15 protein-coding genes are annotated in these 14,553 nt (G+C 55.9%); 9 read left to right on the top strand and 6 right to left on the bottom strand.

The window, feature by feature from the left end; genetic code table 11:
- The first annotated feature begins 91 nt into the window (after positions 1 to 91).
- Complete coding sequence (locus tag QQF33_RS20335) at positions 92 to 1,312, top strand: diguanylate phosphodiesterase (protein WP_285158488.1); 1,221 nt, start codon at positions 92 to 94, stop codon at positions 1,310 to 1,312.
- 167 nt (positions 1,313 to 1,479) lie between these two features.
- Positions 1,480 to 2,211, top strand: a complete 732-nt coding sequence (locus QQF33_RS20330) for a MerR family transcriptional regulator (protein ID WP_285144711.1) — start codon at positions 1,480 to 1,482, stop codon at positions 2,209 to 2,211.
- 55 nt (positions 2,212 to 2,266) lie between these two features.
- Here QQF33_RS20330 and QQF33_RS20325 read toward each other — a convergent pair whose 3' ends face one another.
- Entirely contained in the window at positions 2,267 to 2,539 is a 273-nt protein-coding gene (locus QQF33_RS20325) for a DUF883 family protein (RefSeq protein WP_100780447.1), read from the bottom strand.
- A gap of 409 nt (positions 2,540 to 2,948) precedes the next feature.
- Between QQF33_RS20325 and sufA the strand changes: the two genes are divergently transcribed.
- The 7 genes from sufA (at position 2,949) to ldtE (ending at position 9,580) form a co-directional block, all read left to right on the top strand.
- Positions 2,949 to 3,317 (top strand): Fe-S cluster assembly scaffold SufA, encoded by a 369-nt coding sequence (sufA, locus tag QQF33_RS20320; protein ID WP_285158487.1) that lies wholly within the window; start codon positions 2,949 to 2,951, stop codon positions 3,315 to 3,317.
- Positions 3,318 to 3,325: 8 nt separating this feature from the next.
- A complete protein-coding gene (gene sufB / locus QQF33_RS20315) occupies positions 3,326 to 4,813 on the top strand; it encodes a Fe-S cluster assembly protein SufB (protein ID WP_095281755.1) in 1,488 nt (495 codons plus the stop codon).
- Between the two features lie 9 nt (positions 4,814 to 4,822).
- Positions 4,823 to 5,569 carry a Fe-S cluster assembly ATPase SufC gene (sufC, locus tag QQF33_RS20310; RefSeq protein ID WP_282491959.1) on the top strand — a complete coding sequence of 249 codons (747 nt, stop codon included), beginning with the start codon at positions 4,823 to 4,825 and terminating at the stop codon, positions 5,567 to 5,569.
- A complete protein-coding gene (gene sufD, locus QQF33_RS20305) occupies positions 5,544 to 6,815 on the top strand; it encodes a Fe-S cluster assembly protein SufD (protein WP_285158486.1) in 1,272 nt (423 codons plus the stop codon). Before sufC ends, sufD begins: the two co-directional genes overlap by 26 nt.
- Entirely contained in the window at positions 6,812 to 8,032 is a 1,221-nt protein-coding gene (gene sufS / locus QQF33_RS20300) for a cysteine desulfurase SufS (protein WP_282491957.1), read from the top strand. Before sufD ends, sufS begins: the two co-directional genes overlap by 4 nt.
- Before the next feature lie 14 nt (positions 8,033 to 8,046).
- Positions 8,047 to 8,463, top strand: coding sequence for a cysteine desulfuration protein SufE (sufE, locus tag QQF33_RS20295; RefSeq protein ID WP_285158485.1), 417 nt, complete (start codon positions 8,047 to 8,049; stop codon positions 8,461 to 8,463).
- Positions 8,464 to 8,560: 97 nt separating this feature from the next.
- On the top strand, positions 8,561 to 9,580 hold the full coding sequence (gene ldtE / locus QQF33_RS20290; protein ID WP_285158484.1) for a L,D-transpeptidase LdtE: 1,020 nt from the start codon (positions 8,561 to 8,563) through the stop codon (positions 9,578 to 9,580).
- 58 nt (positions 9,581 to 9,638) lie between these two features.
- On the opposite strand, the gene QQF33_RS20285 is transcribed toward ldtE, so the two are convergent.
- From QQF33_RS20285 to QQF33_RS20270, 5 genes are all read right to left on the bottom strand, one after another.
- Positions 9,639 to 9,875, bottom strand: a complete 237-nt coding sequence (locus QQF33_RS20285; protein ID WP_095281761.1) for a major outer membrane lipoprotein — start codon at positions 9,873 to 9,875, stop codon at positions 9,639 to 9,641.
- Between the two features lie 308 nt (positions 9,876 to 10,183).
- Positions 10,184 to 11,605: a pyruvate kinase PykF gene (gene pykF, locus QQF33_RS20280; RefSeq protein WP_154125223.1), complete on the bottom strand. Its 1,422-nt coding sequence runs from the start codon at positions 11,603 to 11,605 to the stop codon at positions 10,184 to 10,186.
- A 7-nt stretch (positions 11,606 to 11,612) separates the two neighbouring features.
- A complete protein-coding gene (gene ynhH / locus QQF33_RS25950) occupies positions 11,613 to 11,807 on the bottom strand; it encodes a protein YnhH (RefSeq protein WP_452233249.1) in 195 nt (64 codons plus the stop codon).
- Positions 11,808 to 11,982: 175 nt separating this feature from the next.
- Positions 11,983 to 13,128, bottom strand: a complete 1,146-nt coding sequence (locus QQF33_RS20275; RefSeq protein ID WP_285158483.1) for a trans-sulfuration enzyme family protein — start codon at positions 13,126 to 13,128, stop codon at positions 11,983 to 11,985.
- 12 nt (positions 13,129 to 13,140) lie between these two features.
- Positions 13,141 to 14,511, bottom strand: coding sequence for a cystathionine beta-synthase (locus QQF33_RS20270; protein WP_285155019.1), 1,371 nt, complete (start codon positions 14,509 to 14,511; stop codon positions 13,141 to 13,143).
- Positions 14,512 to 14,553: the final 42 nt, after the last annotated feature.

The raw sequence follows: 14,553 nt of genomic DNA, 5'->3' as shown, positions 1-14,553 counted from the left end.
TGAATTATTTGTTAATCAATTAATGTGATATAACAAAGACCTGGGCGTCCTGAGCCCAACGGCAAACACTCCATTAACTCCCGGAATCACTATGCTCACAACAATTATCTACCGCAGTCATCTCTGCGAAACCGTTCCGGTGAAAGCGCTGGAAGAGATGGTCGCGGCGGCCAATATCAAAAACGGGGAATCCGATGTCACCGGGATTTTACTGTTTAACGGAACCCACTTCTTTCAGCTGCTCGAAGGCCCCGAGGAGAGCGTTTTCCGCATTTACGCCGACATCTGCAAGGACCCGCGTCATTACAATCTCGTTGAACTTTTGTGCGATTACGCCCCGTCGCGCCGCTTCGGCAAAGCCGGGATGGAGCTGTTCGATTTAAGAACCTATGAACGCGAAGAGGTGCTCCAGCAGGTTCTGGATAAAGGGACGACCAAGTATCAGCTGACCTACAACGACCGCGCATTGCAGTTCTTCCGCACCTTTGTCGAAGCCACGGAAAAAGCTAACTATTACGAAATTCCCGCCGGAGATACGTGGGACTTTATCCCGGACGAAGACGATCTCCCCTCCGGGCCGCTGGCGGTGGATGAAACCGCAGACTGCGGTTTTGCGTTTCAGCCGATTGTCGATCCGTTTGCCCGGGAAGTGGTCTCGTTCGAGGCGCTGATCCGCACCCATACTGGTGATTCTCCGCAGGCGTATTTCAAGGCTTTTACCGGGAACGATATTTACCAGGCGGACCTCGACAGCAAGAAAGTGGCGTTCGCCATGGCGGGTAAACTGGGCCTGAAAGAGCAGGCGTTATCCGTCAACCTGCTGCCGATGACGCTGGTGAATGTGCCCGGCGCGGTAGGCTTTTTGTTGAATGAAATTGAAGCCAACGGCCTGGTGCCGGAGCAGATTGTGGTCGAGTTTACCGAGAGCGAGGTAATCTCGCGCTTTGATGAATTTAAAGACGCAGTCAGGCAGCTGAAAAGTGCCGGTATCAGCGTGGCGATCGATCACTTTGGCGCCGGATTCGCCGGACTGTTACTGCTGGCGCAGTTCCAGCCAGACCGAATCAAAATTAATCGCGATCTGGTGGCGGATGTCCATCGCAGCGGACCGCGCCAGGCGATTATTCAGGCCATCATCAAATGCTGTACATCGCTGGAAATTCTGGTCTGCGCTGTGGGTGTCGAAAAAGCGGAAGAGTGGATGTGGCTTGAGTCGGCGGGGATCTCCCAGTTCCAGGGGCATCTGTTTGCCAGCCCACGTTTTGGCGGTATTCCAGCGGTGGCGTGGCCGGAGAAAAAAGCCGGGCTGTAACCCCTTTCACAGTGACATAGGTTGTACAAATCAGGCCAGGGACAACAAATCTTGTACAAATTCGGCTTGAACCCTGGTGATTTGTTAGTTATACAATGAGTTTGTACAATCTGCTAAAGTTGAACAGGTTTGGTATGGAAGTATTGCGTTTAAGCATGAGGGAGTTAATGGCCTTATACAGTATCGGCGAAGTCGCCGAACGATGCGGAATCAACCCCGTCACACTGCGCGCCTGGCAGCGACGCTACGGTTTGTTAAAACCGCAGCGCAGTGAAGGGGGCCATCGTCAGTTTGACGAAGAGGATATCCAGCGCATCGAAGAGATCAAACGCCTGATGAAAACCGGCATTTCGGTTGGCAAGGTAAAGGCGTTGCTTGAAGTCGGTAATCCTCTGGTCGACAGCAACTGGGTCTCTTTCCAGGAAGAGATGATGACGGTGCTGCGTTTTGCCAGTCCGGCAAAACTGCGGCTTAAAATTGCGGAATTCCGTCGTGACCACGCCGTTGAAGCCCTCATTGACCACATTTTCATCCCCGTTCGTCAACGTTTAAGCCTCGATCACAATACCGCCCGACACATGTCCAGCCTGCTGGACGGCGTGCTGATCGATTTTATTGCCACGCTTCTGGTCGAAGCGCGTAAAAAACCGGGCAAAGAGGCGTTGCTGATTGGCTGGGATACAGACGATCGTACGCGTTTATGGCTTGAAGCAGGGCGTTTGTCACAGCAGGGATGGCATGTTGATGTGCTGGCTGAGCCGATTGACTCGCCGAAACCGGAACTGTTCCCCGGTCAAAAACTCTTTGTCTGGACCGGCCATGCGCCGTCAAGACGTCAACAGGAACAGCTAGACCACTGGCGAGAGCAAGGTTTTTCCGTCTCTTTCATCGCAGGCTAACCGTCCTGTCGATAGCATAAAGGCCCTTGCGGGCCTGTCGTATTCGTTTTGCTGCTTATTTCCGGCCTACCAGTAGACCAATGATAAGACCAATCGCACCCGCCGCCATCAATCCGGTCAATGGATTATCACGGACTCTGTCTGAGACCTCTGACGCGACGTCTGATGCCTGTGCTGCGTATTTGCGAGCGGCACCTTTCAACTGATGCTTCGGTGAATCCACCGCATCGCCAAACTGTGACTGAGCCTCGCCCGCAAATTCATCGGCTTTGTTCAGGGCTTTCTTCGCCAGGCGATCGGCTTCATTTTCAAAATCATGTGATGACATAGTTATCTCCTTTAGGTGTCAGACTAAAGTTTAGTCCCTCATTGCACACCCGCTCAGGATTCGGTGTTTTCCTGGAGCGATAGACTCTGCGCAAAACATAAGCCACTGTTTTTGGGGTAATCGTTTGATTCTGTAGATTTTCTAAAACCAATTAAATAAATAGGTATTCCCGATACATATTTTCCCCTTGCGCCATTCTCACGCTTTAACCCCCTCAAATGCGTTATACATCAATAGATTAAACAATTTCGACATAGCTAAATAACCTGCGTGGCAGGGTCTATGCTTAATAAAAGTAGCCAAAAAGGGCGGTTTAGCCGAAAGCCCCTGCTGTCAGGGGGTTGAAGTGATAATCGTTATCACTAACATGGTGTAATGCCCCTGGTGGCTTAATAGATGAGGTGGACCTATGGAATTGCATTCAGAAACCTTTAATCCCGCTGATTTTGCCTGGCGTGGTTTGACGCTGACGCCCACGGCGGCGGCGCATATTCACGAGCTGGTGGCGAAAAAGCCGGAAATTGTGGGCTTGCGTTTAGGCGTTAAACAGACTGGCTGCGCCGGATTCGGCTACGTGCTGGATACGGTCAGCGTGCCCGAAAAAGATGATCTGGTATTCGAAACCGACGGGGCGAAGCTGTTTGTCGCCCTGCAGGCGATGCCGTTTATCGATGGCACTGAAGTCGACTTCGTGCGCGAAGGCTTAAACCAGTTATTCAAATTCAATAACCCGAAAGCGCAGAATGAATGCGGCTGCGGCGAAAGCTTTGGGGTATAGGCGGTACTATGTCTCGTAATACTGAAGCAACTGACGATGTGAATACCTGGAGTGGCGGGCACCTCAACTATAAAGAGGGCTTCTTCACCCAGCTGCAAACGGACGAATTAGCGAAAGGCATCAACGAAGAGGTGGTGCGCGCGATTTCGGCCAAACGTAACGAGCCGGAGTGGATGCTCGAGTTTCGCCTGAGCGCGTTTCGCGCGTGGCTGGAGATGGAAGAGCCCCACTGGCTGAAGGCGCACTACGACAAACTGAATTATCAGGATTACAGCTACTACTCGGCGCCCTCCTGCGGCAGCTGTGACGACACTTGCGCCTCACAACCTGGTGCGGTGCAGCAAACCGGGGCCAACACCTTCCTGAGCAAAGAGGTGGAAGAGGCCTTCGAGCAGCTCGGCGTGCCGGTCCGCGAGGGACGTGAAGTCGCGGTCGACGCCATCTTTGACTCCGTATCGGTCGCCACCACCTACCGTGGCAAGCTGGCCGAACAGGGGATCATCTTCTGCTCCTTTGGCGAAGCCATTCACGATCACCCGGAGCTGGTGAAGAAATACATCGGCACCGTGGTCCCGAGCAACGACAACTTCTTTGCGGCGCTGAACGCGGCGGTCGCCTCCGACGGGACCTTTATCTACGTGCCGAAAGGCGTGCGTTGCCCGATGGAACTCTCGACCTATTTCCGCATCAACGCGGAAAAAACCGGCCAGTTCGAGCGCACCATTCTGGTCGCCGACGAAGGCAGCTACGTGAGCTACATTGAGGGCTGTTCCGCGCCCGTGCGCGACAGCTACCAACTGCACGCCGCGGTGGTGGAAGTGATCATCCACAAAGACGCGGAAGTGAAATACTCCACGGTGCAGAACTGGTTCCCTGGCGATGGCAACACCGGCGGCATCCTGAACTTCGTCACCAAGCGCGCCCTGTGCGAAGGCGAAAACAGCAAAATGTCCTGGACCCAGTCCGAGACCGGTTCCGCGATCACCTGGAAATACCCGAGCTGCATTCTGCGCGGCGACAACTCGATCGGAGAGTTCTACTCCGTAGCGCTGACCAGCGGGTATCAGCAGGCCGATACCGGCACCAAGATGATCCACATCGGTAAAAACACCAAATCGACCATCATCTCGAAAGGGATCTCCGCCGGACACAGCCAGAACAGCTATCGCGGCCTGGTGAAGATCATGCCGACGGCGACCAACGCGCGTAACTTCACCCAGTGTGATTCGATGCTGATCGGTACCGACTGCGGGGCGCACACCTTCCCGTACGTCGAGTGTCGCAATAACAGCGCCCAACTGGAGCACGAGGCGACCACCTCGCGCATCGGAGAAGATCAGCTGTTCTACTGCCTGCAGCGCGGTATCAGCGAAGAAGATGCGATTTCGATGATTGTGAACGGCTTCTGTAAGGACGTGTTCTCTGAGTTGCCGCTGGAATTTGCCGTAGAAGCACAAAAACTGTTGGCCATCAGCCTTGAACACAGTGTCGGTTAAGGAATAAACATGTTAAGCATTAAAGATTTACAGGTCAGTGTGGAAGATAAAGCGATCCTGCGCGGGCTGAATATTGAGGTCCGGCCGGGCGAAGTGCACGCCATTATGGGGCCGAACGGCTCCGGGAAAAGTACGCTCTCCGCGACGCTTGCCGGGCGTGAAGATTACGAAGTGGTCGGCGGTTCCGTCGAGTTTAAAGGCAAAGATCTCCTCGAACTGTCACCGGAAGACCGCGCCGGGGAAGGGATCTTTATGGCCTTCCAGTACCCGGTCGAAATTCCGGGCGTCAGCAACCAGTTTTTCCTGCAAACCTCGCTGAATGCGGTACGCAAATACCGTGGCGAAGAGGAGCTGGATCGCTTTGATTTCCAGGATCTGATGGAAGAGAAGATCAAACTGCTGAAAATGCCGGAAGATCTGCTTACCCGTTCCGTGAACGTCGGTTTCTCCGGCGGCGAGAAAAAGCGCAACGATATCCTGCAGATGGCGGTGCTCGAGCCGGAGCTGTGCATCCTGGATGAAACGGACTCCGGTCTCGACATCGATGCGCTGAAAATCGTTGCCGACGGCGTGAACTCCCTGCGCGACGGCAAACGCTCGTTCATTATCGTCACCCACTACCAGCGCATTCTGGACTACATCAAACCGGATTACGTCCACGTCCTGTATCAGGGCCGCATCGTGAAATCCGGTGACTTTACTCTGGTCAAACAACTGGAGGAGCAGGGCTATGGCTGGCTTACCGAACAGCAGTAACGCGCTGCAGCAGTGGCATCGCCTGTTTGAAACCCAGGGCGAAACGCGATCCGAGCAGGCGCAACAGCACCTGCAACAGATGCTGCGCCTCGGTCTGCCGACGCGCAAACACGAGAACTGGAAATACACGCCGCTGGACGGCCTGCTCAACAGCCAGTTCGTCACCCGTCTGGCGGAGGTCACTCCGGCGCAGCGCGATGCCCTGGCGCTGAATGTGGACGCCGTGCGGCTGGTGTTTGTCGACGGGTGCTACCGCCCTGAACTGAGCGACAGCACCGAGGCGAGCGGCTTTGAGGTCGAGATTAATGACCTGCGCCAGACGCTGCCCGCACCGGTTCAACCAGAAGTGTTCCTGCATCTGACCGAAAGCCTCGCGTCGGGTGTGACGCACATCCGCGTGAAGCGCAACCAGCGCCCGGCGAAACCGCTGCTGCTGCTGCACATCACCCAGGGGCTGGATGGCGATGAGGTCAACACTGCGCACTATCGTCATCATCTCGAGCTGGCCGAGGGCGCGGAAGCGACGATCATCGAGCACTACGTCAGCCTGAATGAGACCAAACATTTTACCGGCGCGCGCCTGACGATGAACGTGGCGGCTAATGCCCAGCTGCATCACATCAAGCTGGCGTTTGAAAACCCGGCCTGCCATCACTTTGCTCATAACGACATTTTGATCGGCCCGGACGCGGCGGCATACAGCCACAGCTTCCTGCTCGGCGGAGCGGTGCTGCGTCACAACACCAGCACCCAGCTGAACGGCGAAAACACCACGCTTCGCATCAACAGCCTGGCGATGCCGGTTAAGTCCGAAGTGTGCGACACCCGCACCTGGCTTGAGCACAACAAGGGCTACTGCAACAGCCGTCAGATGCACAAAGTTATCGCCAACGACAAAGGTCGTGCTGTGTTCAACGGCCTGATTAACGTGGCACAACACGCCATCAAAACCGACGGGCAGATGACCAACAACAATCTGCTGCTGGGGCGTCTGGCGGAAGTGGACACCAAGCCGCAGCTGGAAATCTACGCCGATGACGTCAAGTGCAGCCACGGCGCGACGGTCGGGCGCATCGACGATGAACAGATGTTCTATCTGCGCTCGCGTGGGATCGACAAAAACGCCGCGCAGAAGATGATCATTTACGCGTTTGCCGCGGAGCTGACGGAAGCCCTGCGCGATGAAACCCTGAAACAGCAGGTGCTGGCACGCATTGGTCAGCGTTTGCCAGGAGGCGAAGCATGAGTTTTCCCGTAGAGAAAGTGCGGGCGGATTTTCCCGTCCTGACCCGTGAAGTGAACGGTCTGCCGCTTGCCTATCTCGACAGCGCGGCCAGCGCGCAGAAGCCGAACCAGGTGATCGACGCCGAGGCGGAGTTCTACCGTCACGGCTATGCGGCGGTGCATCGCGGCATTCACACCCTGAGCGCCGAAGCGACACAGCGCATGGAGAATGTGCGCACGCAGATTGCCGCGTTTCTCAATGCCCGTTCGCCCGAAGAGCTGGTATTCGTGCGCGGCACCACCGAAGGTATTAACCTGGTGGCGAACAGCTGGGGCAGCGCGCAGGTCCACGCGGGTGACAACATCATCATCACCCAGATGGAACACCACGCCAACATCGTGCCCTGGCAGATGCTCTGCGAGCGCGTGGGCGCCCAGCTGCGGGTGATCCCGTTGAATCAGGACGGAACGTTGCAGCTGGAGCAGCTGGATTCCCTGCTCGACGAGCGCACGCGGCTGGTGGCCATCACTCAGATCTCCAACGTCCTCGGCACCGAAAACCCGGTGGCGGAGATCATCGCTAAAGCGCACCAGACCGGCGCGAAAGTGCTGGTGGACGGCGCCCAGGCGGTGATGCATCACACCATCGACGTCCAGGCCCTGGACTGCGACTTTTACGTCTTCTCCGGTCACAAACTGTATGGCCCAACCGGGATTGGTGTGCTGTATGTGAAAGAGGATATCCTGCAGGCGATGCCGCCGTGGGAAGGGGGCGGGTCGATGATCGCCACCGTCAGCCTGACGCAGGGCACCACCTACGCGAAAGCGCCGTGGCGTTTTGAAGCGGGTACGCCGAATACCGGCGGGATTATCGGGCTGGGCGCGGCGATAGAGTACGTCTCGGCCATCGGTCTCGATGCGATCGCCGAGTATGAAGAGACGCTGATGCGTTACGCCCTGGAGCAGCTGGCCAGCGTGCCGGATCTCGCTCTCTACGGCCCAGACTCGCGCAAAGGAGTAATTGCCTTTAATCTGGGTAAGCATCACGCCTACGACGTCGGCAGTTTCCTCGATAACTACGGCGTCGCCGTGCGTACCGGGCATCACTGCGCGATGCCGCTGATGGCGTTTTACCAGGTCCCGGCGATGTGCCGCGCGTCGCTGGTGATGTATAACACGACAGAAGAGATCGACAGGCTGGTGACGGGGCTAAAACGCATCCATCACCTGCTGGGATAAAAGAGAGGCAAGACATGGCCGCGTTGCCGGACAGAGAAAAGCTGTTGCGTAACTTTAGTCGTTGCGCCAACTGGGAAGAGAAATACCTGTATATCATTGAGCTGGGGCAGCGTCTGCCAGCCCTCAGCGACGAAGCGCACAGCCCGGAGAATACCATTCAGGGCTGTCAGAGCCAGGTCTGGATCGTCATGAACCCGCGGGACGATGGGGTGATTGAGCTTGAGGGCGACAGCGATGCGGCTATCGTCAAAGGGCTGGTGGCCGTGGTGTTTATTCTTTACCACCAGATGTCAGCCCAGGACATCGTCGCCTTCGATGTGCGCCCGTGGTTTGAAAAAATGGCGCTGACTCAACACCTAACGCCTTCCCGTTCCCAGGGGCTGGAAGCGATGATCCGCGCAATCCGCTCCAAAGCGTCCAACATTAGCTAAACTAAAAAGACTGCATTCATTCTGTTTCGCGAGGTGGTTCTCACCTCGCTGGTTTTTCGGCTTTCTGGCGTTCTGCCAGTGAATAAGGAATCTCAGTATGAAGCGCGCGTCGATAATTACACTCTTACTCATCAGTACTTTCGGTGGCCTTAATTCTGCCAGCGCGATGGATTATCCGTTGCCGCCAGCGGGCAGCCGCCTTATTGGTCAAAATCAAACCTACGCTATCCAGGAAGGGGACAAAAATCTGCAGGCGATCGCCCGACGATTTAATACGGCGGCGCAGCTGATCCTCGAAACCAATAATACGATTGCCCCGGTCTATCCCGCGCCGGGAACGGTGATTACCATCCCGTCGCAAATGCTACTCCCGGATACGCCGCGCGAAGGCATTGTGGTGAATCTGGCCGAGTTGCGGCTCTATTATTTCCCACCGGGCGAAAATATCGTCCAGGTCTATCCCCTGGGAATTGGTCAACTGGGGCTGGAAACGCCGGTCAGCACCACGCGCGTGAGCCAGAAAATCCCGAATCCAACCTGGACGCCTACGCCGGGCATCAGAGCGCGTTCGCTGGCAATGGGTATCAAGTTGCCGCCTGTGGTCCCGGCAGGCCCTAATAACCCGCTGGGGCGCTTTGCGCTGCGTCTGGGGATAGGTAACGGCGAGTATCTGATTCATGGCACCAGCGCGCCGGACAGCGTCGGGCTGCGCGTCAGCTCCGGGTGTATGCGCATGAATGCGCCGGACATTAAGGCGCTGTTCGAGCAGGCTCGCGTGGGCACGCGCGTGCAGATCATCAACGAGCCGGTGAAGTACTCGGTAGAGCCTGACGGGAAACGCTATGTCGAGGTTCATCGCCCGCTGGCGCAGGTTGAAGGGGAGAACCCGCAAACCACGCCGATTGTTCACAACGCCGGCTTTGCGTCGTTCGCTTCGCTTGACGGGAATGACAAAGCGCTGATTGATAAAGCCCTGTCGCGTCGCGCGGGCATTCCTGTGGCGGTCTCGGTGGGAAACGTACCCTCCGCGTCGGTGAACAGTTCGGTGCTGTCGGTGCAGAACAGTAGCGCGTCAAGCGCAGTCTCAGAAGTTGAGAAAGAAGTGGTGATGCAGTAGGGCGGAAAAGGGCAAAAAAAATGGCGCACAATGTGCGCCATTTTATTAACAGGTACTATTACTTACGGTATTTAGTAGCCTGGTTGTCCAGACGCTGGTTAGCGCGTGCTGCGTCGTCTTTAGCAGCCTGAACGTCAGAACGGATTGCGTTCACGTCGTTGCTCAGCTGGTCAACTTTAGCGTTCAGAGTCTGAACGTCAGAAGACAGTTGGTCGATTTTAGCATTGCTAGAACAACCAGCCAGCATAGTAGAAGCCAGGATTACCGCGCCCAGTACCAGTTTAGTACGATTCATTATTAATACCCTCTAGATTGAGTTAATCTCCATGTAGCGTTACAAGTATTACACAAAGTTTTTTAGGTTGAGAATATTTTTTTGATGGGAATACACCTATTTTTGATCGTTCGCTCAAAGAAACAACGAATCTGCCCCTTTTGCCGAAAAAGCTATGTTAAAAAAGACATTTTTCATCGGATTCATCTTAGATAATCGTCTCTTAAATAGAAAAACTCGATTTGCATTTTGAATAAATATGGCGACGCCATAAATAAAAAAAGCGCCCAAGGGGCGCTTTTTTACGAAAACAATTCGTTTGGTAATGATTACAGCACGTGAACAGAGGCAGTATTGGTCGTTCCGCTTGGAACCAGAGCACCAGAAACCATCACTACCACGTCGCCTTTACGCGCCAGGCCACAATCAACCAGCTGCAGGGCCACTTCTTTACCCAGACGGTAGAAATCGTCGGTAGAAGCGATCTCTTTCACCAGGTGTGGGATCACGCCTTTGCTCAGAACCAGTTGACGGGCAGTGGTTTCGTTGGTGGTCAGCGCCAGGATGGTGGCGTTAGGGAAGTATTTACGCACAGCTTTAGCGGATTTACCGCCCTGGGTCGCTACCACGATCAGCGGCGCATCCAGTTTCTCAGCGGTTTCTACAGCACCACGGCAAACAGCTTCGGTGATACGCAGTTTACGGCTATCGTTGCTGTTATCCAGACGGCTGGTCATCACGCGGTCAGTACGCTCGCAGATGGTGGCCATGATGGTCACCGCTTCCAGCGGGTATTTCCCTTTTGCGGATTCGCCAGACAGCATCACTGCATCGGTACCGTCGAGGATGGCGTTCGCCACGTCACCAGCTTCTGCGCGGGTAGGGCGTGGGTTTTTGATCATGGAGTCGAGCATCTGTGTTGCAGTGATAACCACTTTACGTGCACGCACACATTTCTCGATCATCATCTTCTGCGCGAAGATCACTTCTTCAACCGGGATTTCAACGCCCAGGTCGCCACGCGCAACCATGATGCCGTCAGAGGCTTCGAGGATTTCGTCGAAGTTGTTCAGGCCTTCCTGGTTTTCGATTTTGGAGATGATCTGGATCTTCTCGCCGCCGTGGGCTTTCAGGTGCTCACGGATTTCGGTCACGTCAGAACGTTTACGGATGAAGGACGCTGCAACGAAATCAACGCCTTGCTCGCAACCGAAGATCAGGTCTTGTTTGTCTTTTTCAGCCAGAGCTGGCAGTGCGATGGAAACGCCTGGCAGGTTAACGCCTTTGTTTTCGCCCAGGTCGCCGTTGTTCAGCACTTTACAAACAACGTTTTTGCCTTCGATAGCGGTCACTTCCATACCGATCAGGCCGTCATCCACCAGAACGGTGTTGCCAACGGACAGGTCAGTGGTGAAGCCTTCGTAAGTTACAGCAACGATGTCGCTGTTACCTACAACGGTTTTGTCAGTGGTGAAAGTGAAGGTCTGACCCGCTTTCAGGGAGACGTCGTTGCCGCCTTCCAGTTTGATGGTGCGGATTTCCGGGCCTTTGGTATCCAGCAGGATCGCTGCTTTTTTACCAGTCTTGCTCATCACGTTGCGCAAGTTCTGAATACGTTGACCGTGTTCAGCATAGTCGCCGTGAGAGAAGTTCAGACGCATCACGTTCATGCCGGCGTCCAGCATTTTGCTCAGCATCTCTTCAGATTCGGTTTTCGGGCCGATGGTACAAACAATTTTCGTCTTTTTCATGACAGTCTTAGTCTTTAAGTTGGGAAGGATATGGAAATCTCGCTCCGGGGGCGCACTGCCGCAGAGTCAAACCTGTGTTGCGAAATTTTAAATGACACGCACTAAGGATAGGTGACATCAAATGAGCGTGCAGAAGAAAGTGTGCCTGAGACCTGGCCCAACGAAGGAGAGGAGAAGTTGTACGTTGTTTTTTGTATTCCAAGCGCTGAAACCATTCACCCAGGGATTAGGCGCGTATTATACGCTGATTTTCAGATAAAAGGAAAATGGAAACGGTGTTTCAAAACCATTCTGTGCAGATTCACAAAGATTGTTATCAAGGCGTTAAGGCTAAACAGCATCTTGTTGCGGCAGACGCGATGTCTGCCGCAATGTGATTAATTTTTCAGCGCTTGTTCAAGGTCAGCGATCAGATCGTTCGCATCTTCAATCCCGACGGACAGGCGAATCAGCTGCGGCACGATGCCGTTGGCTAAACGCTGCTCCAGCGGAATCGACGCGTGGGTCATGCTGTAGGGCTGACTGACCAGGCTTTCAACGCCGCCCAGACTCTCAGCCAGGGTAAACAGTTTCAGCTTGCGGATTATCGCAGTGGCCTGTTGCGCATCACCTTTCACGACCACGGAGATCATCCCGCCCGGGAGCGCCATCTGCTCGCGCGCCAGCTGGTAATGCGGGTGAGATTCCAGCCACGGGAACCACACTTTTTCGACTTGCGGGTGCTGCTCCAGCCATTGCGCAATCGCCAGCGCGTTGGCGCTGTGTTTTTCGACTCGCAGGGCGAGGGTGCGAATGCCGCGCAGCGTCAGGAAACTGCTGAACGGGTCGAGCACACCGCCGACGGCGTTTTGCAGATAGCCCAGCTGCTCGGCCAGTTCGCGGTTATCGCCGACCACCGCCAGACCTGCCACCACGTCAGAATGGCCGTTGAGATATTTGGTCGCAGAGTGGACGACGATATCAAAACCAAACTCCAGCGGACGATGGATCACCGGCGAGGCAAAGGTATTATCCGCCACGCTGATGATGTTGTGGCGGCGCGCAATCTCCGCGATCCCCGCGAGGTCGGCCAGTTTCAGCAGCGGGTTGGTCGGGGTTTCCACCCAGATCATTTTGGTGTCAGGACGAATCGCCGCCTCCAGCGCCGCCAAATCCCCTGGTTTCACCCAGCTCACCTGCAAGCCGGTGCTGCGTTTGCGCACGTTTTCGATCAGGCGATAGGTCCCGCCGTACACATCGTCAATGGCGACGATATGGCTGTCTTTATCCAGTAGCTCCAGCACGGTGGAGATCGCCGCCAGACCGGATGCAAACGCATATCCGCGCGTGCCGCTCTCGAGTTCAGCAATTGCCGTTTCCAGGGCATGGCGCGTCGGGTTGCCGCTGCGGGAATATTCATAGCCCGTATGTTCCCCGGGAGAGGGTTGCGCAAACGTCGAGGTGGCGTAAATCGGCGGCATCACCGCCCCGTGCTGATCGTTAAATTCGCCGCTGTGGACGCTCAGAGTTGCCAGGGTTTTCATCGTTATTGTTCCTTATTGTTGAAGACGGTTGCGCCAGACGGTGAGGACGTCGCTGCGCGTAATCAGGCCGAGAAAGCGATCGCGGTCGTTAATGACCGCCACCAGACCGCGGTCAAAGATCGGTTTCAGTGCGCTCTCAGAGGCGTGTTTGTCGAGCACTTCCACGTGGCGGGTCATTGCCTCGGTCACGGGTAGGGCGAAACGCTCGCCGTCCCCCGCGATATGGCTGACCAGATCCCACTCGTCGACAATGCCCACCACCTGACCATTCTCTAACACCGGCAGCTGGGAGATGTCGTACAGGCGCATGCGCGCCAGTACGGTCGCGAGGGTGTCATCCGGCGCGGCGGTGACGGTGGCGCCTTCGTCGTGCCGCAGGGCGATATAGTCTGAGAGATCGCCAGTTGGCGGGCGGGAGATCAGCCCCTGCTGGCGCATCCAGTCGTCGTTGAACATTTTCGACAGATATTTGTTCCCGCTGTCGCAGGCAAAGGTCACCACCCGTTTGGGCGTGGTTTGCGCCTGACAGTAGCGCAGCGCTGCCGCCAGCAACGTGCCGCTGGAAGAGCCCGCCAGAATGCCTTCGGTTTTCAGCAGATCGCGGGCGGTGGTGAAGGCTTCACGGTCAGTCACGCGATACGCCTGCTGTACCCCCTCGATGTGCGCCAGCGGCGGAATGAAATCCTCGCCGATGCCTTCGACCAGCCACGAACCGGCGTCATGATGACGGCCCGACTCCACCTGATCTGCCAGCACTGACCCCGCCGGGTCGGCCAGCACAAACTCCGTGTGCGGCGAATGCTGCGCAAACCACGCCTGCAGCCCACCGAGCGTACCGCCGGACCCGACGCCGACGACGATAGCGTCGATTTTTCCTTCCAGCTGTTCAAACAGCTCCGGCGCGGTGGAGGTGCTGTGCGCCAGCGGATTAGCCTCGTTATTGAACTGGTCAATATAGAAACTGCCCGGAATCTCCTGCGCCAGACGCTGCGCATAATCCTGGTAATAGGCCGGATGGCCCTTGTTGACGTCAGAGCGGGTGAGCACCACCTGAGCGCCCAGCGCGCGCAGGTGGAAAATCTTCTCGCGGCTCATTTTGTCCGGCACCACCAGCACCAGCGCGTAGCCTTTCTGCGCCGCAATCAGCGCCAGCCCCAGCCCGGTGTTGCCCGCCGTGGCTTCAATGATGGTGCCGCCCGGCGCGAGCAGCCCTTTGCGTTCGGCCTCGTTAACCATCGACAGAGCCACGCGGTCCTTAATGGATCCGCCCGGATTCTGGTTCTCGAGTTTCAAAAACAGCGAACACAGGCCGGTATCCAGCTTGTGCAGCTGGATCAGCGGCGTGCGGCCAATCAGTTCGGTGACAGAGTGATAAATCGCCATGGTCTTTTCCTTAACAGGGACATGGCTGGATGATAGGACCAT

Source organism: Lelliottia wanjuensis (assembly GCF_030238365.1).
Taxonomy (GTDB): domain Bacteria; phylum Pseudomonadota; class Gammaproteobacteria; order Enterobacterales; family Enterobacteriaceae; genus Enterobacter; species Enterobacter wanjuensis.
Note: the sequence above shows the minus strand (reverse complement) of the source record. Positions and strands in the feature narration are given on the sequence as shown.